General features: G+C 50.8%; 15 protein-coding genes. 13 read left to right on the top strand and 2 right to left on the bottom strand.

Annotated elements, in window-relative coordinates:
* Positions 1-2 precede the first annotated feature (2 nt).
* The 10 genes from P2W70_RS04840 (at position 3) to P2W70_RS04795 (ending at position 14,522) form a co-directional block, all read left to right on the top strand.
* Positions 3-3,626: a BamA/TamA family outer membrane protein gene (locus P2W70_RS04840; protein ID WP_276480307.1), complete on the top strand. Its 3,624-nt coding sequence runs from the start codon at positions 3-5 to the stop codon at positions 3,624-3,626.
* A gap of 43 nt (positions 3,627-3,669) precedes the next feature.
* The gene (locus P2W70_RS04835; protein WP_276480306.1) at positions 3,670-5,622 is read left to right on the top strand and encodes a sigma 54-interacting transcriptional regulator; all 1,953 of its coding nucleotides are present in this window, start codon (positions 3,670-3,672) and stop codon (positions 5,620-5,622) included.
* Between the two features lie 287 nt (positions 5,623-5,909).
* The gene (locus P2W70_RS04830; protein WP_276480305.1) at positions 5,910-6,815 is read left to right on the top strand and encodes an AraC family transcriptional regulator; all 906 of its coding nucleotides are present in this window, start codon (positions 5,910-5,912) and stop codon (positions 6,813-6,815) included.
* Between the two features lie 135 nt (positions 6,816-6,950).
* A complete protein-coding gene (locus P2W70_RS04825) occupies positions 6,951-7,424 on the top strand; it encodes a Dps family protein (RefSeq protein WP_276480304.1) in 474 nt (157 codons plus the stop codon).
* Positions 7,425-7,594: 170 nt separating this feature from the next.
* Positions 7,595-8,140, top strand: a complete 546-nt coding sequence (locus P2W70_RS04820) for a YceI family protein (RefSeq protein WP_276480303.1) — start codon at positions 7,595-7,597, stop codon at positions 8,138-8,140.
* A gap of 342 nt (positions 8,141-8,482) precedes the next feature.
* Complete coding sequence (locus P2W70_RS04815; protein ID WP_276480302.1) at positions 8,483-9,016, top strand: YceI family protein; 534 nt, start codon at positions 8,483-8,485, stop codon at positions 9,014-9,016.
* A 13-nt stretch (positions 9,017-9,029) separates the two neighbouring features.
* Positions 9,030-9,965, top strand: coding sequence for a ring-cleaving dioxygenase (locus P2W70_RS04810; protein ID WP_276480301.1), 936 nt, complete (start codon positions 9,030-9,032; stop codon positions 9,963-9,965).
* A 14-nt stretch (positions 9,966-9,979) separates the two neighbouring features.
* Entirely contained in the window at positions 9,980-10,933 is a 954-nt protein-coding gene (locus P2W70_RS04805) for a ring-cleaving dioxygenase (protein ID WP_276480300.1), read from the top strand.
* A gap of 25 nt (positions 10,934-10,958) precedes the next feature.
* Positions 10,959-11,579, top strand: a complete 621-nt coding sequence (locus P2W70_RS04800) for an alpha/beta hydrolase (protein ID WP_276480299.1) — start codon at positions 10,959-10,961, stop codon at positions 11,577-11,579.
* Positions 11,580-11,633: 54 nt separating this feature from the next.
* Positions 11,634-14,522 (top strand): ligand-binding sensor domain-containing protein, encoded by a 2,889-nt coding sequence (locus tag P2W70_RS04795; RefSeq protein ID WP_276480298.1) that lies wholly within the window; start codon positions 11,634-11,636, stop codon positions 14,520-14,522.
* Positions 14,523-14,692: 170 nt separating this feature from the next.
* Here the strand turns inward: P2W70_RS04795 and P2W70_RS04790 are convergent, their stop codons facing one another.
* Both P2W70_RS04790 and P2W70_RS04785 read right to left on the bottom strand, forming a co-directional pair.
* Positions 14,693-15,796 (bottom strand): glycoside hydrolase family 18 protein, encoded by a 1,104-nt coding sequence (locus P2W70_RS04790; protein WP_276480297.1) that lies wholly within the window; start codon positions 15,794-15,796, stop codon positions 14,693-14,695.
* Between the two features lie 85 nt (positions 15,797-15,881).
* A complete protein-coding gene (locus tag P2W70_RS04785) occupies positions 15,882-16,652 on the bottom strand; it encodes a ThuA domain-containing protein (RefSeq protein ID WP_276480296.1) in 771 nt (256 codons plus the stop codon).
* A 384-nt stretch (positions 16,653-17,036) separates the two neighbouring features.
* Here P2W70_RS04785 and P2W70_RS04780 point away from each other — a divergent pair, with 384 nt between their 5' ends.
* Genes P2W70_RS04780 through P2W70_RS04770 form a run of 3 tightly spaced genes read left to right on the top strand, consistent with a single transcriptional unit; the run spans position 17,037 to position 21,667 of the window.
* Positions 17,037-18,455 (top strand): glycoside hydrolase family 30 protein, encoded by a 1,419-nt coding sequence (locus tag P2W70_RS04780; RefSeq protein WP_276480295.1) that lies wholly within the window; start codon positions 17,037-17,039, stop codon positions 18,453-18,455.
* A 15-nt stretch (positions 18,456-18,470) separates the two neighbouring features.
* Positions 18,471-19,880 (top strand): glycoside hydrolase family 30 protein, encoded by a 1,410-nt coding sequence (locus P2W70_RS04775; RefSeq protein ID WP_276480294.1) that lies wholly within the window; start codon positions 18,471-18,473, stop codon positions 19,878-19,880.
* Positions 19,881-19,930: 50 nt separating this feature from the next.
* On the top strand, positions 19,931-21,667 hold the full coding sequence (locus P2W70_RS04770) for a cellulase family glycosylhydrolase (protein ID WP_276480293.1): 1,737 nt from the start codon (positions 19,931-19,933) through the stop codon (positions 21,665-21,667).
* The last annotated feature ends 128 nt before the right edge of the window (positions 21,668-21,795 follow it).

Below are 21,795 nucleotides of genomic sequence, written 5' to 3'. Positions count from 1 at the left end.
CCATGAAAAAACAGCTATACACACTTATCTTATTTTTATCTGGCTCTGTGGCGCAGGCACAGGATAGCATAGTACACCGGGTGATACTCATTGGCGATGCCGGAGAGATCAGCCAGGAGCAGCAGCACGTGATACCCATGGCGGCAGAGATGGTGAAGAAAGGAAAGACGACCGTCATGTACCTGGGTGATAATATCTACCCTAAAGGCATGGGCTTGCCGGGCTCCAAAGAAGAAGAAAGCACGCAAAATATCCTGCGGTCGCAGTTTTCTCCCATGCGCAGCAATGGCGCTGCCGTTTATTTTGTACCAGGCAACCACGACTGGGACAGGATGGGATCCAAAGGCCTCGCCAAGATCCAGGCCCAATCAGGTTTCCTGGAACAGCAAAACGACTCCCTGTTGAAGATGCTGCCACCGAATGGCTGCCCCGATCCACAGGAGATCAGCCTGGGCGACAACCTGGCGATCATCGCCTTCGACAGCGAATGGTGGTTATTCCCCTACGATAAAAGCAGCAATGCGGCCGATTGCGGATGCCGTACCAAGGAAGACGTGGTGGCTAAGTTGATCGAACTGCTGTACAAGAACCGGTATAAAATGATCCTGCTGGCCGCACACCACCCCTTCCAATCCTATGGCCACCATGGCGGCTATTATTCTATCGTGGATCACCTGTTTCCCTTTACAGCCATCAATAAGAACCTGTACATCCCCCTGCCAATTGTAGGGTCATTGTATCCCATCCTTCGTAAAACGATTGTCAATCCCGAAGATATGGGTCACCCCTGGTACAAAGAGATGATCAAACAGGTGAGTGCCGTCGCCGACCGGATACCCAACCTGGTTTATGCCGCCGGACATGAACATGGCCTGCAATTCATCAAAAGCAATGAAGTGCAGGTGGTGAGTGGGGCAGGAGCCAAGCGCAACTATGCCAGGAAAGGCAAGAACGCCTTGTATGCTTCGAGCCAATCAGGCTTTGTGACTGCCGATCTGCTACTCAACAACAACCTTCGTTTCACTTATTATGTAGCCACCGAAAAAGGAGTAACACCTGCCTTTTCCTATACACAGGTGTATGTGAAAGTAAAAGAGCAGGAGCAACTGGCCATCAAGGCTATCCCGTCAGACAGCATTACAATGGCACCCGTAGCCCGGTTTGACAGCGTGGGCCGATTCCACCGCTGGCTCTTTGGTGAAAACTACCGGAAGGATTATGCCACACCTACCACCTTCCCGGTGCTGCGTATTTCGGAAATAAAAGGTGGATTGACACCCAGCCGGCTGGGTGGTGGCCACCAGTCGAAATCCTTACGCCTGCTCGATAAAGAAGGTAAAGAGTGGGCCCTGCGCAGCGTAGAGAAATATCCGGATGTGTTGTTGCCCGAGGAATTGCGCGGAACTTTTGTGAAGGACCTGCTATCGGACAACATGTCTTCCAATTATCCTTACGGTGCCGTGATCGTACCGCCAATAGCGAAACAGTTGGGTATTCCACATGCTGAGCCCATCATTGGCTACGTAGCGCCGGATACTGCCCTCGGCATTTATTCCAATACATTCGCCAATACCTTGTGTTTGCTGGAACTGCGGGAGCCACTCGGTGATTCCGACAATACCCCCAAGATGCGGCGCAAAGTAGATGAAGACAATGACAACAGCTTCGATAGCACGGCCTACCTCCGGGCGCGTATGCTCGACCTGCTCATAGGCGACTGGGATCGCCACGAAGACCAGTGGCGCTGGTTCCCGGAGAAAGATGGTAAAGGGAAAAAATACCTCGCCGTACCGCGTGACCGTGACCAGGTCTTCTACGTCAACAACGGCGTGATCCCCGGCATCGCCAAATGGAACTGGCTGTTGCCTTTTCTGCAGGGATTTGAAAGCGACTACCACAACATTCAGGGCATACTGTGGGAAAGCCGTTACCTCAATGGCCGGTTCCTCGTACAGTTCAGTTATGAAGACTGGATGCGCATTGCCAATGAGTTTGTGGCCCAGGTCACCGACTCCGTCCTGGAAGAAGGCTTGAAGCGTTTGCCGGCAGCGGCCTACCAGCTGCGCCACGACGAGTTTCTGCGTATCCTGAAAGACCGGCGCAACAACCTGCCCAAAGCCATGGACAAGTACTACCATTTCATCAATAAGATCGTCGATGTAAAAGCGACCGATAAACATGAGCTGGTAGAGATCACAGATGCTCCGAACAATGGCATCACGGTACAGGTCAATAAATTATCCAAGAGCGGCAAAACAGAAGACCAGCTCTTCAAAAAGACCTTCGACCCAGCCGATACCAAAGAAGTAAGGCTTTACCTGGCCAAAGGCAACGACAGTGTGCGCTTCAACAATACTAATAACGGAATACGTCTGCGCGTCGTAGGTGGTGAAGGCACGAAAGCCTATACGGCGGTCGATGGCAAAGGAGGTATCAAATTGTACAACCGTACAGACAATACCAGCTTTTATGGAGATGCCGGCCGCCTGCGTAAACGTTCTTCCAACGATAGTGCCTTTACGTCTTTCAATCCCGTCGACCTGTACAATGTCACCCAGCCGCTGGGTACGATCGGGCTCAACGTAGATGATGGCTTCCTGTTGGGAGCTGGCTTCCGCCATATCCGCCGCCAGGGTTTCCGTAAAAAGCCCTACACCAAAGTGGCACAATATTCGGGCCTGCAGCAATTGCTGGTATCCCATTCCTTTTCTACCAAAGCCTATAAAGTAGATTACCGGGGCGAGTGGATCCAGGCGTTGGGCAAGGCTGATATCATCACCCAGGCCATCATCAAAGCGCCCAATAATACCATCAACTTCTTTGGTCGCGGCAATGAATCGGAGTTTGATAAGATCGATGGCTTCCGTACTTACTACCGCACCCGCTTCAATACCTACCAGGCCTGGGCAGCGCTGCGTTGGGGTACCACCAAGGGAAGCAGTCTCGCCATCGGCCCAGCCGCACAGATCTACCGGTTCGACGATGAAGGCAATAAAGGCCGTTTCATCGAGAACACGGCAGCTATCGGTTCGTATGACAGTGCGACCATCGCCGACGATAAATCACATGTCGGTATTATCCTGAATTATATCCGCGACAAGCGAAACAATACCGTACTGACCACCTGGGGTTCCTACATCAACGTACGCATACAAGGTTTCAAAGGGGTGAACCAATACTCGAAATCTTTTGCGCAGATCATACCAGAGGTGGCCTTTTACAAACCACTCAACGCCAGAAGTACCATCGTACTGGCCAATAGGCTCGGAGGCGCGGTAACCTTGGGTAAAACTACCTTCTACCAATCGGTGTTTTTGGGCGGTCACGAAAACCTGCTTGGCTACCGGCAATACCGTTTCGCCGGCGACCATAGTGTGTACAACAACCTCGAGTTGCGGGTGAAAATCGCCGATGTCGGTGGTTATGTACTGCCCGGCGTGATGGGTATGGTAGGCTTTTACGATATAGGCCGGGTATGGCAGGATGGCGAGAAATCGGGTAAATGGCACAATGGTGTCGGCGGAGGCCTGTTCTTTGCGCCGGCGCAGATGGTCGTGGTGCGTGCCCTGGCAGGTTGGTCCAGCGAAGGTTGGTTACCCTACATTGTTGTAGGCATGCGTTTCTAATATTCCGTTAATTTGCATCCGGGACCCGAAAACCTGCGAAAGCATGACCGACCAGATACTGATTGTAGAAGATGAATTCATTGTCGCCAATGATCTTAAACTGATCCTTGAGCGCGCAGGCTATCGGGTATGTGGTATTGCAGCTTCGGTCGCGGAGGCTAGGGAGATTATCAGCCGCGAAAAGCCAGGCTTCGTGCTCCTGGATATCTTCCTGAAAGGAAAGGTTACCGGCATCGAACTGGCGCATCAATTGCGTGAGCAACACATCGCCTTCATCTATATTTCTGCCAACTCCAACCAGCAAGTGCTGGAGGCGGCCAAGGCCACGGAGCCTTATGGTTTCCTGGTGAAGCCTTTTCGGGCGCGGGATGTATTGGTGTCCCTGGATATCGCCCGGTACCGTCATAAGCACAGCCTGGAAGCGGGCCTCCGGCAGGAAGCCATTTTGCTGGATCACCTGCATGCGGTGGCCAATCAGCCATTACCGGTACGTGACAAGTTGCTGCTGATGTTGAAAGCGCTGCAGCCCTTTATTCCCGTCGATCTGCTGATGATCAGCAAGGTGGGGCAGGAACCTTTTACCCTCGGTATGCTACGGATTGGATTCGAAGAATACCAGAGTATGGCAGCCGCCGAGTTCCAGACGGTAACCGGTGTGTCGAAGCAGGAATGGGCCCGCTTGCAGCCGGCCCCACAAAACATCACCGCCCAATGGTTCAATGGCGCGGCTTACCAGCAAGCCTGTCAATCTGATCCCCTGAAAGAATTGCTGACCGAAACCTTCGACCTGCAGTCGCTGCTGCAGTTACCGGCCGGTACAGGCAATCATTCCTACAACTATTCCTTTTATAGCCGCAAGCCCGATGCCTGGCATGCCGGTCACCTGGCCCTACTGCAAAGATTGAGTTCGGAATTGGCCACGCTGATGGAAGAAAGGGTTAAAGAACAACCGCTGGAGATGGTACGTCGTGCCGCCACTGGATTGTCCAAGCCCGATAGCCGGGCAGGTTTTGAGGGCATCGTCGGCAACAGCCATCAATTGCTGAGTGTACTGGACCACGTAGCCCAGGTAGCGCCACTCGAAACTTCGGTGTTGATCCTCGGTGAAAGTGGCACCGGTAAGGAAAGAATTGCCCATTGCATACATCATCAATCGCCCAGGTCGGCGATGCCATTTGTCAAGATCAATTGTGCGGCACTGCCCGCTACGCTCATCGAGTCCGAATTATTCGGACATGAAAAAGGCGCCTTTACCGGTGCCATCGACCGGCGCATAGGTAAGTTTGAACAGGCAGATGGCGGTACCCTTTTCCTGGATGAGATCGGCGAAATGCCCCTGGAAATGCAGGTAAAGCTGCTACGGGTACTGCAGGAAAAAGAGATTGAACGTATTGGCGGTAAATCACCGTTTAAAGTCAACGTCAGGATCGTAACGGCTACCAATCGCCTGCTCGAAAAAGAAGTGGCAGAAGGACGTTTTCGGTTAGACCTATATTATCGTTTAAACGTATTCCCCCTCGTATTGCCTCCCTTGCGGGAAAGAAAAGAAGACATCAAACACCTGGCAAATCATTTTGCCACCCTGTCGAGCCGTCGCAACAACAAGCCTTTTATCGGCATCACGCCAGCCATGATGCAGGAGCTCGAGACCTGGCATTGGCCGGGTAATATCCGCGAACTGGAGAATGTGATCGAGCAGGCAGTGATCCTCAATGAGAGCAATGTTTTACTTTCCCTCAAAAGGCCCTTACAGGCAACGGCTTTCCACGCCATTACCAATAGTAATGCAGCCGTGCAAACAGTATCGCAGGCGCAATCACTGACCGACATCAGGAAGATGCAGGATGATGCAGAACGCGAATACATCCTCGCGGTACTGCGAAAGGTTCACGGCCGTATTCGCGGCGAAGGGGGTGCTGCGCAACTGCTCAACCTCAAGCCGACTACCCTCGAGTCGCGCATGCAAAAGCTGGGTATCCGGAAGGAACAGCTATAAGCAACACTGGTTACCTGATAATACACCGTTTTAAACCTTCGGCGCTCCAACTTTGTCGGAGTTTAGTAAAAAAGCTCCGATTTTTTCGGAGTCTCGTACCTACGCTGCACATATACAGCAAAACCGCTAATCGAGCCGGATGCACTCCCAGACTGCGTTTTATACTTCGCCTTGCCCGGTATTTTAATTCCGGCATATTGTGGCTTGGCATTTGGAATCTGGTAGATGTAAACAACATGCCCGTTCACCTGGTCGACTTGCCCGACCACTGCCAAAAACCAATCGATATGTTACGCGAAAAACAACAGGGGAAAACCGTAACCGACCTTAGCGAAAGCATACCATTTCAGGCCAACAACCTGCCCTTTGAGATACGACCCATCGGATGGATGGAACGCAACCGTCAACAGAACCAAGCGCCGCACAGGCACGGTTATTACGAGTTTACCTGGATCAGCGAAGGCCGGGGTACCTACCTTGTCGACCTCACCAGGCATACTGTGGGGGCCAATATGATCTGTTGCGCGGCACCCGGGCAGGTGCACCAGCTGAAAGATTGCGACCAGGTCGGTGGGTATGTGATCTCCTTCTCGAAGGAGTTCCTCTTCCTGGCGCAGGACCGGCCAGGCGGTTGGTTTAGCGATCAGGGGCCTACTACAGCCCCCGGCACACTGGTGGCCACCCTCGATGATGAGTCGGCCCATGAGGTCAACCTGTTGATCCGTAAGATCACCCGGGAGTTTGAAAACTTCTTCCTGCTACGGTCAGAGATCCTGATCGGCTATTTCAAGATATTATTGATCTACCTCGCCCGTCAAACCGACACCAACAGTCAGGCCATCGGGCAAACGAGGAATGCCGACCTGGTCAAGAAATTCTTTAACGTCATAGAGAATAAGTTCATCACCCATAAGAAGGTCACGGAATATGCCGAACACCTGTCCGTGACCCCCAACTACCTCAACGAAGTGGTGAAGAAAGTGTCGGGATTTCCGGCCAGTCACCATATACAACAAAGGATCGTACTGGAGGCCAAGCGGCATGCTACCTATTCCGATTCCAGTATGAAGGAGATCGCTTACCACCTTGGTTTCGATGATATCGCCCATTTTAGTAAGTTTTTCAAGAATGTGTCCGGACAAAGCTTTACCGATTTCAAGAAGCAGACGGCTTACCAGTTCCAGAAGGCCTAGGCAGGCGAAAAGGGCCAGCCTGGCGGCCGGGTACCTATAAAATATACATCTCTATCCTCCAATTGTCAATTGATTGGCGGGGCGGCCGCCAGTAGTTTTGTAAAGCATCATTGCATACCACACAAAACAAAAACTATGGCACCCGCAATAGGCATCGATCAGCAGCACCTGACAGAAGTAGCGCATACCCTGACCAAATTATTGGCCGACGAGTATCTGTTGTACACAAAGACCCGCAACGCGCACTGGAATGTGGAAGGCCCGGATTTTTACTCCAAGCATAAGTTCTTTGAAGCACAGTACGAGCAGTTGGACGAGATCATGGATGATGTGGCAGAACGTATCCGTTCCATCGGACATTATGCACCTGCCACCCTCAAGCAATTCCTGCAACTGACGCACCTCACCGAATTGATCCGCGAACCGAACACCAGCGCGGGGTACGAAAAGGAACTTTTGGGTGATCATGAAAGCATCATCGTCTTCCTGCGCGGCAATATCAATCGTTTTGCCAACGAACTGCAGGATGCGGGTACCAGCGACTTCATCACCGGACTGGTAGAAACCCACGAGAAAATGGCCTGGATGTTACGATCGCATTTACGTTAGTCGATAACAGATGGTTATAACAGCAGCAGTACTAACCGTCACAGGATGCCGGCTTGCGCGGCAACCCGTGGCGGTTTAGTCATAATTAATTTGGCGACAGTACATTACCATATTATATTCACAGCTCATTAAGCAGGCTGCATCGAGGCTCTGCGGTATAAAGGTTAGGTATGGAAGAAAAAAAGAAAGAATCGGTTTGGGTGATCGATCCCGTGCATTCCAGGATCAGGTTCGATACGAAGTATCTGTTGCTGACTCCCGTATCAGGCTGGTTCAACCAGTTCGAAGGATCTGTCGTAACGACCGAAGACAACTTCAACGGAAGCCAGGCCCAGTTGACGATCTATACCAATTCCGTGTATACCGGCAATGAAGAAAGAGACAACCACCTGCGCTCAACCGATTTCTTCGATGCGGCGAACTTCCCCATGATTACCTGGAAGTCGAAACAAGTACGGGTGCAGGGGGATCAGATTGAGGCTAACGGCACCCTGACGATCAAAGGCATCGACCAGGATATTACCCTGCAGGCGCAGCATGTAGGATCTTCTCCCGATCCCATGGGTAATGTAAAAGCTGGATTTACGCTGGATGCCAAATTGAACCGCAAAGATTTCAACATTACCTGGAACCAGCACATCGACAAACACGGCTTACTGCTCTCCGACGAGGTCATTTTGCATTGTGATGTACAACTATTGAAGCTGCCTTCCTAATAACCGCCGACCGCACAGGATCTTTCTGGGTGGACCATCTTTTGCAGCAACGTCACCCAGTCAGCTGAACAGGTACACCGTTCGCTTATTGAAATAAGTGTTTTTCTATTCAATATATTGGTTCTGAATACTTACGTGATGGTGGTACCCTGGAAAAAACGCAGCCCCCTCAACCAGGAACACCACTTTCGAATTTGCTGCTTTTGCCCGCTGTCCGACTACGACCCATAAAATGTACAACTCTTTCCGCCGTATAGCTATTCCCCAAGTCCTATTAATGTTGCAACTTTGTATAGTCAATATGACACAAACACAAATTGATAATCAATAAATTAACACAACATGTCAAAGACTAAATGGATTCTCGATCCAGCACACAGCGAAATTCAGTTCAAAGTAAAACACCTGATGATCACCACCGTGACAGGTTATTTCAAGAAGTTCAACCTCGAAGTGGATACACCTGGCGATGATTTCACGAACGCTTCCAAAATCGAGTTCACGGCCGATGTAAGCTCTATCGATACCAACAACGAACAAAGAGACAATCACCTCCGTTCCGCTGATTTCTTCAATGCAGAAGAATTCAACGAGATCAAGTTCAGCGGTATCAAATACACCGGAACCAAGGAAGAAGGCAAACTGCAAGGTGCGCTGACCCTGAGAGGCGTAACCGGTAATGTAGTGGCCAATGTTGAATTTGGTGGTATCACTGTAGACCCCTACGGACAAACAAAAGCTGGTTTCACCGTAACCGGAAAATTGAATCGTAAAGAATTTGGATTGGGCTGGGGCGCCGTAACAGAAGCAGGAAGTGTAGTCGTAAGTGATGAAGTGAAATTTGCCGGCGAGTTCCAGTTAATTAAACAAGCATAAGGAGACCATTTTTATGAACAACAGGATATTGGGCTTGCACCATATCACTGCCATCGCAGGAAATGCCCAACGTAATTTTGATTTTTATACCAGGGTGCTGGGTTTGCGCTTAGTAAAGAAGACAGTTAACTTTGATGATCCGGGTACTTACCATTTCTACTATGGTAACGAAGTGGGCAATCCCGGAACCATCCTGACTTTCTTTCCCTGGGAAGGTATCACCCCTGGTTATGCCGGCACCGGCATGGCCACCGAGATCGGGTACAGCGTACCAGCAGGTAGCCTCGAATTCTGGAAAGACCGCTTTGATCAGTTTAAAGTAAAACAGGAAGCCACCGGCGAACGTTTTGGTGAACTGTACCTGCCCTTCCAGGATCCGGATGGTTTGAAGCTGGCGCTCAATGTATCCAAAGCTGCCGATAGCCGCAAGGCCTGGACCACCAATGATGTAAAAGAAGAAGCAGCCACCAAAGGGTTTCACAGCATTACCCTCACGCTGAGAAGCATCAAGGGTACCGTAGCCGTGCTGACCGATATCTTTGGTTACAAGTTGCTGGAGCAGGAAGGAAATCGCTATCGTTTTGTAACCGATGCGGTAGAGAACGCAGCGATCGTTGACATCATTGAAGATCCCGAAGGTAAGATCGGACAGGTAGCAGGTGGTACCAATCATCACGTGGCATTCCGGGTGGCCGATGATAATGTGTTGATGGAGTTCAGGGAGAAAGTCGAAAAACGTGGTTTCAACATCACGCCCAAGATCGACCGTAATTATTTCTACTCCCTGTATTTCCGCGAGCCCGGTGGCGTATTGTTCGAAATAGCTTCTGACAATCCTGGTTTTGCCACCGATGAGTCAGTTGCCGAACTGGGTACCAACCTCCGGTTGCCTGCTCAGTACGAACCGATGAGAAAGCAGATCGAAAAGCAATTGCCAGTATTGCACTAATACTCTAAATGCATATGGGAAAGTTAATTACAGGTATTCATCATGTCACTGCCATTGCAGGCGACGCCCAAAAGAACCTCGAATTTTATGCCGGTATACTCGGCACCAGGTTGGTGAAGAAGACGATCAATTTCGATGGACCGGATGTGTATCACTTATACTATGGCGATGAAATGGGAAGGCCTGGCAGTATCATGACCTTCTTCCCCTACAAAGGCTTACAGAGAGGCCGCCATGGTAAGGGCATGTTGAATACCACGACTTTCTCAGTGCCACTCGCTTCGCTCGACTACTGGCTCACCAGGCTTAAAAAGTTTGGGATCGCACACAAAGAACCTGAAGAGCGCTTCCAGAACGAAGTGGTGGTTTATTTTGAAGATACCGATGGGTTGGGAATAGAGCTGGTGTTCAATAACAAAGATGCCCGCCCCGGTTACAGCAACGGAATTATTCCTGCAGAACAGGCCATCAAAGGCTTTTACAACGTAGAGATCTGGGAAGAAGGATACGAACGCACGGCAGGTCTACTGACCGAACAACTCGATCATGTGCTGATCGCCGAAAAAGGTAACCGCTTCCGTTTTGCAGCACAGGATACGCCCGGTAACTATGTCGATATCATCTGCTCACCCGATAGCCTTCGCGGTCTGGGCGGCAGTGGTACCGTACACCACATTGCTTTCAGTACACCCGCCAGGGCCGAGCAGGAAGACATACGCAAAAAAGTATTGGAGCGTCAGCTCAACCCGACACCGGTGCTGGATCGTAAATACTTTACATCGATCTATTTCCGGGAACCCGGTGGCGTATTGTTTGAAATAGCGACGGCAGGTCCTGGGTTTTCGGTCGATGAAAGCCAGGAGCATCTTGGAGAAGCATTGCAATTGCCACCACAGTTCGAGCCCAAAAGGAGCCAACTCGAACAGACACTTGCGCCCATTGGCATCGACCTGGCCAATTACTTGTAAGTAAGGCTCCTCAAAAAGGAATGATATGCACCAAAAGGATATTGTAACAGCAGGCCAACCATTGTCTGCTGCGAAGAAAGTATTGATCATGCTTCATGGAAGGGGCGGTACGGCCGACAATATACTGGGCCTCGCCGAACACCTGAACGTGCGCGATTACGCACTCGTTGCCCCGCAGGCAACGAACAACACCTGGTACCCCTATTCATTTATGGCGCCGATCCAGCAGAATGAGCCCTGGCTTACTTCCGCTATCGGGGTCGTTGACGATGTGGTGAAGGACCTGGTAACACAGGGTTTTAAGAGGGAACAGATTTATTTCCTCGGTTTTTCACAAGGCGCCTGTCTTACGCTGGAGTATGTGACCCGCAACGCTACCCAATACGGCGGCGTGGTAGCCTTTACCGGTGGATTGATCGGTGATAAGATCTACCCCGAACATTACCAGGGAGATTTTAAAGAAACACCGGTCTTTATCGGTACCAGCGATCCCGATATGCACGTACCGGTAGAAAGGGTATATGCCACGTCCAACATACTGAAGGATAAGCATGCAAACGTTTCCGAAATAGTATATCCAAATATGGGCCACACGATCACCCAGGATGAGATCGACAAGGCCAACGCCCACGTATTTAATAAATAGTTCGAATATTTAATGAGTGATCTTTAACTTCACGCGTCAGGACTGCTTTTCCTTATGCGACAAGTTACATCACTCATTATTTTTTGCTTTAGCTGTATTGCCCTATTTGCCCAGAATACGATTGGCATACCTTCTATTGTCAATTATACCCGCCAGGCCTACAATGCGGGCAGCCAGAACTGGCAGATCGCCCAGGACAAAAATGGCTTGCTCTATTTCGCCAATAACAAAGGCTTACTGGTTTTCGATGGCACCAACTGGCGCACCTATCCGCTGCCGGGTGGCACCATCGTGCGGTCGCTGGCCATTGGTGACAACAACCGGGTGTATGTTGGGGGGCAGGGCGATTTTGGGTATTTCTCACCAGGTCTCGATGGCGAACTCCACTTCACTTCCTTAAAGCCGCTGGTGCCAGCCAACGATAATGACTTTGCAGATGTTTGGAATGTCTGCAGCTGGCAACAACGTATCTTCTTCCGCTCCAACAAAAAGATCTTTGAACTGGAAGGACATTCCATTACCGTACACAAAAGCATCGACTGGGCTTTCATGGCCGTCACGCCAGAAGGTCTCATCGCTTATGACTTCACCAAAAAACTGGTAGCCTACAACCGGGGCGAATGGCAACCCGTGATCAACACAGGCGCCCTGCCCAAAGACGTGCGGTTGACGACGGCCCTGCCCATCGGGCAAGACAGCGTGCTGCTTTGTACCCTGAACCATGGCCTGTTCCTGCTGAAGCAGGGGGCCATCAGTTTCTTTGACGCCCCCGGTATCCGGGATATCATCGGTAAGAACATTTACAGCGCTACGTTGCTATCTCCCGATCGCATCGCGCTGGTGACCAATATCGTGGGTTGTGTAGTCATCAACAGGCGGGGAGAGTTCATTCAGCGCTTCTCCAAAAAAGAGGGCATTCAAAGCAACAATATCCTGAGCATTAAATTGGATCGGGACCAGAACCTATGGCTGGGGCTCGACAATGGTATCGACCTCGTGGCGTATAACAACGCCATCAAGAATATCTACCCTGATGGGGAAGACCGCAATGCCGGCTACACCTCTGCCTTGTTCAACGGTCAGTTGTATTGCGGCCTGTCTACCGGACTGTACCGGGTGCCCGTCAACACAGCCGATAAAGACCTGAGTTATGCGAATAAAGCGTTTGCCTTTGTGCCCAAAACAGAAGGCCAGGTATGGGGCTTGTCGGAAGTGAATGGACGATTGCTGGTGGCGCACAACCGGGGCGCCTATGAAGTGATACAGGATGCCATTAAGATCGTCGACGACCGCACGGGCTTCTGGCTGTTCAAGCCACTCTATACCACGCAACCCTCGCCGGTAGTATTCGCCGGAACGTACAATGGGATCAATTTTTACAACTATACCAACGGTAGTTTCTTCAACCCGGTAGTCAATGCCGTGTTCGAATCGGCGCGCTACGTGGCGATTCATCATGACACGATCTGGATTGCCCACCCTTATAAAGGACTGTACAAGGTAGCGTTCAACGTGGCCGGTAAACCGGTCTCCATGCCCTACCAGGACCACGGCGGTATCCTGTCGCCCAACCACAATCACCTGTACAAGATCTTCGATAAACTCGTCATCACTTCCGACAATGGCATCTTCGAGTACGATGAGCAGAAAAAAGACTTTGTACGGTCGGTAGCCTGGGAAAAACTGTTTGGCATGATTCCCAGCTATATCCACGAAGACCGTTTTGGCAACCTGTGGTTTAGCCGCGACAAACATATCGGTATCATCGACCGGTCGGGCAAGGAACCCGCTGTACTGTATATCTCTGAACTCGACGATAAAGTCATGGGCAGTGGTTTCGAACACATCAATGTGATCGACAGCAGCAATGTGATCGTTGCTGCTGAGAAAGGGTTCATTCACCTAAACTACGCCCAATACAGGAAAAACAAACATCCGTTGTTGGCACGTATCCGCATGGTCAGCAATGCCGACAGTGCCATCTATGGGGGGTATAAAAGTGACACGGACGGCGCCACGCCTGCTATCCGGTACCGGCAAAACTCTTTGCATTTTGAAGTGGCTTCCAACCTGTATGGACAGGAGCAGCACACCGAATACAGTTACTACCTGGAGGGGTTCGATGATGATTACCAGCCGTGGACCAAAAAAGCCGACAAAGACTATACCAACCTGCCGGAAGGGAGTTATACTTTCCACGTTAAGTTTCGCAGCGCGGCAGGCAGCGAATCGCAGGTCGCGTCGTGGTCGTTCCGCATCCTGCCACCCTGGTACCGTAGCTGGTGGGCATTTTTATTATATGCGGTGATCCTGTTTGGGTTGTTGTATGTTTTTTACAAACGTCAGCAGGAGAAATACAAAAAGCTACAGCAACTGAAACTGCAGGAGCAGCAACGTAAATACGACGAAGAGCAAAAGCGGTTGCAGATACAACATGAACTGGAAATCGGTAAAAGTGAGAAGCAGATCATTGAACTGAAGAATGAGAAGCTCGAATCAGAACTGTCGCACAAGAATGCCGAGTTGGCCTCATCGGCCATGAGTCTTGTACGGAAGATGGAGATATTGTCCAAGCTGCGGGAAGACCTGGTGATCTATAAAAATACCGCCGGGGCAGACAAAGGAAGCAAGGACTTTCAGCGCATCATGCGCGTCATCGATAAAGAGCTGGACCACGATGGGGAATGGGAACAGTTTGCCAACCACTTCGATACGGTGCACACCAATTACCTGCGCAAGCTCAAAGACGCCTGTCCGGAGATCACGGCCTCCGAATTGAAGCTGGCAGCCTATCTCCGCCTGAGTTTAAGTACCAAGGAGATCGCCCAGCTGATGAATATCTCGATCAGGGGCGTAGAGACCAGCCGATACCGCCTGCGTAAGAAGCTGGGTATTTCCAATGAAGTGAATCTCTTCGACCATCTGATCAATATCACCCAGTAGTAGGAAGGCAACGAGGCAACAGAGGCAGCAAGGCAACGAGGATGAAAGGTGTCTATGATCGGGTCAATCAGGCGGGAGCACTGCGGAGTCGACCAACTTACTAACCATAATACAATAATAAAAAAGCGCCTGGAACCGACAAGGTTCCAGGCGCTTTAATGATAGACCTTTTATAAGTCTTTATGGATCGCATTTAACAGGTAAGTCTTCGGGTCGGAGGAATACTCCCAGAACATGACACCGCCCATCTTGTGTTTCTTCACGTAACGGCATTTGTATTTTACCGAACGCTCATCATCATAGGTCGCGAATTTCTTTTCTTCGGCATTGAAGAGATAAGGGGCTTTGGCATTTTTATCCCAATAAGCCTTAAAACCTTTCTTGTTGGCCAGGCTATCCCTGATATAGGTATAACCACCCACGCGGAAGTTGCCCGTATATTTTTGTTGGAATCCATGATCCGCCACACTGTCTACGGTGCCACCTTTGCCATAAAAGGCAAGTCCCATCACCAGTTTATGAGCCGGCACGCCGGCGGCTATATATGTAGTTACCGCTTTATGGGCCGAATTTTCTTTGTCATAATTCTTCGAAGGAAACAGGTTGGTATGATGCCCTGCCTGACCATAGCTGAAATCATAGGTCATGAGGTTGACATAATCCAGGTACTCCTGTGCCTTGGCCATCTCCGTATGGTCGAGGTATTGCGGAAAGCCACCGGTGGCGGTCGTGAGCAGGTAATACTTGCCGGTTTCCTGCTGTAGTTTGGTCAGCTCCTCACGAATGGCCTGAAACATCAGCGTATAGTTTTGTTTGTCTTCAGGGCGAAACTTGTTGTTGTCGCCATTCATACCGGGATACTCCCAGTCGATGTCGACACCGTCGAGTTTGTATTGGCGTACGATAGCCACCGAGGAGAGGGCAAACGCACGTCGGCTGGTATCCGTCAGTACAGCATCGGAAAAGTTTTTGCTCCAGCTCCAACCGCCGATGGAGATGAGGATCTTCAGATCGGGGTTTTGTTGTTTGAGCAGGTTGAGTGTTCTAAAATTGGTCGTGTCGGTTTTCTCATTGGTGAGAAATGCCCGGTTGCCTTGCACATCGACAAAGGCGTAATTGATATGGGTCAGCTTCTTGACATCGATGATCGATGTATTCACGAGACCGCGGTAACCGCCTACATAACCAATAACCACCGGGCGTTTACCAGTATCCTGGCTCGTCACAGTAGTAGCAGCGCATAGTACAGCAAATAGCAAAGCAAAGGTTCTCATTTGTATCCTGGTTTTGAATGGGTGATCCGGTAGTGTCCGGTATGAATGTTTGGTGGGTGTATGTCTTGGTAGGGTGTGCACCAGGTCACTTCCTGGCTGCCCAATGGATAGCGTTGCTGACCAACCGGGTATAGGCGGCATTCTCCAGCAGATCGGGACCATGTCCCATGAATATATAAACGTTCCGGGCTTTCACGTGGGGATTGGTCCATATTACGGGATGATCGCCCATCGTCGTGTTGCTTTTGGGTTGATAGGTACTTTCGTCCACACTGGCCAGTACCCGCACCTGCGGTCGGGGGCTTTTGTTCCAGGTATACCATTCTTCCCGTTTGATGGTAAAGCGCCGGGGCAATCCGCGCGTCACAGGGTGTGTGCTGTCTTCCACCACAACTTCGCCGGCAGCAAAATCGCCGATATAATTGGTAAAGCGAATATCGCCCATGAATTGCGAAAACCAGTCCCACATCTTGTAGCCGTCAAATTCACCCAGCAGGCCGGCATGGTGAAAACCTACCCATCCACCGCGTCCTTCTTTAATATACCGTTCAAATGCCGCAACAGCGGCTGACGGCCAGGCATACGGCGGGTAGTCGAGCTGGATGATCAATTGGTACCGGGCAAGAAAAGATTCGTTGGCCGAATCCATATTGTTCACATAGTCGATCACAAACTGCGAGTCGGCCGCCAGCTTATCGAGCCAGGGTCTGGCAGCTTTGGAGTAGGCAATATGATGCCCCCCGTTCTCATAGACCGCCAGGGCCCGGAATCTGGGGGCGGGCGCCTGGCCCCAGGATGGTAAGAAGGCTACCAGGCAAATTACAGTTACCAGGCATATACAGGCAAGTTGTCGCATAAGAATTTGATAAGGCGTTGAAAGACGATTATACTGGTTATGCTCCGCACGATTCGTTACTTGATGGTGTAACTTCTGTCGTGCGAATGCTCCCATATAGTGCTATGAAAATAAGCGATGTAACGACGTGACGGTCCAAAGGCGTAGTGCTGAAGGGGCGGAAGTATTAGTAAATGCTTGGTTGTCAATCTTTAATTTTAAAAATGTAGTGGTTTTGGCGTAGTGTGAAATTTGGACCCAACCCCTGTAAATCAGCACTTTTGAGGCGTGTTCCAAAGTCTTCGTTACCGCCCCTAACCGGTTCATAATTCCGGGCAGATTGGTGTCGAAATAGTACCCGGACCATTGAATTATCATTGAATTTTGTAGTAGAAAAAAACTCAGATGAAAAGACTCCTTGCCATAATGATCGTGCCTGCCTGCCTGTCGGCCCAGGCCCAGCAAAAAGTGATGGTGTACACCACTGCCCAGCAATCGGACCTTCGTATTAGTCAGCAAGGTCAGCTGAACTTCAAAGACCTCAAACAACCCCTCGAAACACAGCCCTGTATCTTTATCGATCCCCGCAACAGCTTCCAGTCGTTTATGGGTATTGGTGGAGCCTTGACAGACGCCTCGGCAGAAACCTTCGCCAAACTGGGCAAGGCGGAACAACAGGAGTTTATGACCGCTTATTTTGATAAGAATAAGGGCATTGGGTATACGTTAGCCCGTACCACTATACACAGCTGTGATTTTTCCAGTGGCAGTTACACCTATGTGGAAGACAATGATACCGAGCTGAAGACATTTAGCGTGGCCCACGACGAGCAATACCGCATTCCTTTTATCAAACAGGCCATCACGGCAGCCGGTGGTAAATTGCCCTTGTACGTGAGCCCCTGGAGCCCACCCGCCTGGATGAAAGACAACAACAGTTTGTTGCAGGGTGGTAAGCTGAAGCCCGAGAATCGCCAGCACTGGGCCAATTACTACGTGAAATTTATCAAGACCTATGAGGCAAAAGGCATTCCCGTCTGGGGCCTTTCTGTGCAAAATGAACCTATGGCGAAGCAACGCTGGGAGTCTTGCATATTCAGTGCAGAAGACGAGCGTGACTTTATCAAGCAATACCTCGGACCCACCCTGCAAAAGCAGGGATTGGGCAGCAAAAAGCTGATTGCCTGGGATCATAACCGCGACCTGCTTTTTCAGCGCGCCAGTGTGATCCTGAACGATAAAGAGGCTGCCAAATATGTATGGGGTGTTGGTTTTCATTGGTACGAAACCTGGACCGGTGGTCCGATGCAATTCGATAACCTGCGCCTTGTGAACCAGGCATTCCCCGATAAGAACCTGATCTTTACAGAAGGTTGTAAAGAGAAGTTTGACCTCGATAGCGTCAACAACTGGTCGTTGGGTGAACGTTATGGCTATTCGATGATCAACGATTTCAACAACGGTACCGTAGCCTGGACCGACTGGAACATCCTGCTCGACGAGAAAGGTGGTCCCAACCACGTTGGTAATTTCTGCTTTGCGCCCATTCATGCCAATACACAAACGGGCAAGCTGATCTACACCAATGCTTATTGGTACATTGGTCATTTTTCGAAGTTTATCCGTCCCGGGGCCAAACGTATTGCAGCTTCTGCCAGCAGGGCACAATTGCAAACCACGGCTTTTAAGAATACCGATGGCAGTATCGTGGTGATCGTGATGAATACCACCGACCAGAAACTGCCGTACCACCTATGGCTCGATGGTAAAGGAGCGCCAACAGAAAGCCTGCCGCATTCGATCAGTACCCTAGTTATCAATTAATCCACGCGTTTGCATATGATAAAGCCATTGATGAAAACCGCCTTGTTGGGCTGTTGCCTGACGATCGCCGCCGTGGCCACTGCACAAAAAGGTGCCGTGACCACCTACCTGACCGACCCCGCTAACAATATCCTGTTTCAGCAGCAGACGGCAGCGCCGGTATTTTCCAAGAAGAAAGCCGGTGCCACCGTTATCACCGTAGACGACGGCCCTAAATACCAGGGCATCGACGGGTATGGCTGGGCGCTTACTGGTGGCAGTGCCGGCCACCTGATGGGCATGAGCCAGGCTGCCCGCACCGCTTTGTTGAAGGAATTGTTTTCGCCCGAAGACAATGGCATTGGCGGCAGTTATATCCGCCTGAGCATCGGCGCCTCCGACCTCGATGAAAAAGTGTTTTCCTACAACGACCTGCCTGTCGGCGAAACGGATACCGACATGAAGCGGTTTGACCTGGGTCCCGACCGGGTCGCAGTGATACCCATCGTGAAAGAGATACTGGCCATCAACCCTGAGATCAAGATCATGGGCTCGCCCTGGTCACCTCCGGTGTGGATGAAGACCAATGGGGATGTGAGAGGGGGAAGCCTGAAAAAAGAATATTTCCCGGCCTATGCGAAGTACTTCGTGAAATATATCCAGGCAATGCAGGCAGAAGGTATTCGCATCGAGTCCATCACTGTACAGAATGAACCCCTGCACCCCGGCAACACGCCGAGCCTGCTGATGCTGGCGCCAGATCAGGGAGAATTCGTGCGCGATCACCTGGGACCTGCCTTCCAGCAGGCGGGTGTCAAAACCAAGATCATCATCTACGACCACAATGCCGATAAACCCGAGTACCCCATCTCGATACTCGACGATCCCGGCGCTAAGAAGTACATCGACGGATCGGCCTTCCACCTGTACGGTGGCAAGATCGAAGCGCTGTCGAAGGTACACGAAGCCCATCCCGACAAGAACCTGTATTTCACCGAGCAGTGGGTAGGTGCACCTGGTAATATGAAACGGGATATTGCAGAGCATGTACGCAACCTCATCATTGGCGCCAGCCGTAACTGGAGCCGTACCGTGATCGAGTGGAACCTGTCTTCCAACCCACAGTTGAAACCGCATACCGATCGGGGTGGCTGCGACCGCTGTTTGGGCGCTGTGACTATCGACAAGGATGAGGTGGAGCGTAACCCGGCTTATTACTCGATAGCCCATGCCGGCAAATTCGTACGTCCGGGTTCTGTACGCATCGCGAGCAATGTTCCGGGATCATTAACCAATGTGGCATTTCAAAATCCACAGGGGCAATTGGTGCTGGTGGTGCTCAACGACAGTAAAGAACCGTCCACCTTCGACGTGCAGTATAAGAAGAAAACATTCACCGCCACGCTGCCCGCCGGCGCGATGGCTACCTATGTCTGGAAAAAATAAAACGCGGCACTGCTGCGTTATGATCACCCATAAATCGTAAACCCGCTTCTATGCGCAAGACCCTTTCATTGCTGGCCATTGTTTCACTTGCTGTTACTACTTACGGACAAGGGTTCCTGAAAACCCGTGGTAAAGATATCGTCAACGAAAAAGGAGAGAAAGTTATCCTGCGGGGCATGGGCCTCGGCGGCTGGATGCTGCAGGAAGGATATATGTTCAAGCTCAGTAATATCGGTACCCAGCACCGCATTCGGGCAAAGATCGAAGAAGTGGTGGGAAAAGAAAAAGCCGACCAGTTCTATGAGGCCTGGCTCGCCAACCACACCACTAAAACGGATATTGACAGCATGGCTGCCTGGGGTTTCAACTCGATGCGCCTGCCCATGCACTACAATCTCTATACGCCACCGGTAGAAGAGGAACCGGTAGCAGGTCAGCAAACCTGGCTCGAGAAAGGTTTTGCCATGACCGACGCGCTGCTGCAATGGTGTAAGGCCAACAAGATCTATTTGATCCTTGACCTGCATGCGGCTCCCGGTGGTCAGGGCAACGACCTGAATATCTCCGACCGTGATCCCAACAAACCATCCACCTGGGATAGTGAGGCCAACCAGCAGAAAACGATCGCGCTCTGGCGTAAGCTGGCTGAGCGGTATGCCAACGAACCCTGGATAGGCGGCTATGACATCATCAACGAGCCCAACTGGGGTTTTGAGGATCCCAAGGATACACGCGGCACTGCCGAGAATAAGAATATCCCGTTGCGCAAGCTGATGGTGGACATTACAAAGGCCATCCGTGAGGTAGACAACAACCACATCGTGATCATCGAAGGCAATGGCTTTGGTAACAATTACCGCGGTGTTATGCCTGTTTGGGACAACAACATGGTATTGAGCTTTCACAAATACGGCAACTTCAATACCGATGATGCCATTCGCGGTTTCCTCAAGTTGCGCGACCAGGAAAATGTACCGGTATGGTTGGGAGAGTCGGGTGAAAACTCCAATACCTGGTTTACAGAAGCGATCGGACTGGTAGAGGGCCATGGCATTGGCTGGGCCTGGTGGCAGAATAAGAAGATGGGCCGCAACCAACCACTCGAGATCAAGATACCCCAGGGCTATCAGCAACTGCTGGACTACTGGGCTGGCAAAGGCCCCAAGCCTTCCGAAGCAGATGCCTGGAAGACTTTGCAGGAATTCATCGAGAACATCAAGATCCAGAACAATATCCTGCACCGCGATGTGGTAGATGCCATGTTCCGTCAGGTACAATCGACAGCCACCCTGCCTTTCAAAACGGTGGTGGTAGGACCGAAGACAACCATCGCAGCGGTTGATTTCGATCTGGGCCGTCAGCGTCACGCTTATTACGATAGGGATTCTGCGAGCTATCATTATACCCCCGGCGTCAATACCCGCGGTAATCGGGGTGGCGCTTATCGCAACGATGGGGTGGATATACAGGCTGATGACAACGGCGCCTATATATTTTCCATCGAAGACGGCGAGTGGATGCAATACACGGTAAGCCTGGCCAGGGAAGGGAGATACGATGTGGCATTTGAAGTGGCTGCCGGCAACGATTCAGGCCGCATTGCAGTACTGATCGGTGATACACCCGCGCCTTGGGAGGTGCTGGTACCCAATACCGGTGGCGAAAAGAACTGGCAATACACCAAGCCCGCGTATGTGTACCTGAAAGGAAAAACCCTTTCCATCCGGGTGCTCGCCAATAAAGGTAATTTCAACCTGCGCAGCATACAGCTGACGCGCAAGAAATAAGTAATACAGGGAGGGTGTACCAAATGCACTGCCCCCAAAAAGTTAGACACTATTTGGGGGCTTTTTTTATGGTTAAATACAGAAAACACAAATCCGACTTTAAGTTAAAGATTGTTAACGCGCATATT

Source organism: Paraflavitalea pollutisoli, from assembly GCF_029360705.1.
Classification (GTDB): domain Bacteria; phylum Bacteroidota; class Bacteroidia; order Chitinophagales; family Chitinophagaceae; genus Paraflavitalea; species Paraflavitalea pollutisoli.
Note: the sequence above shows the minus strand (reverse complement) of the source record. Positions and strands in the feature narration are given on the sequence as shown.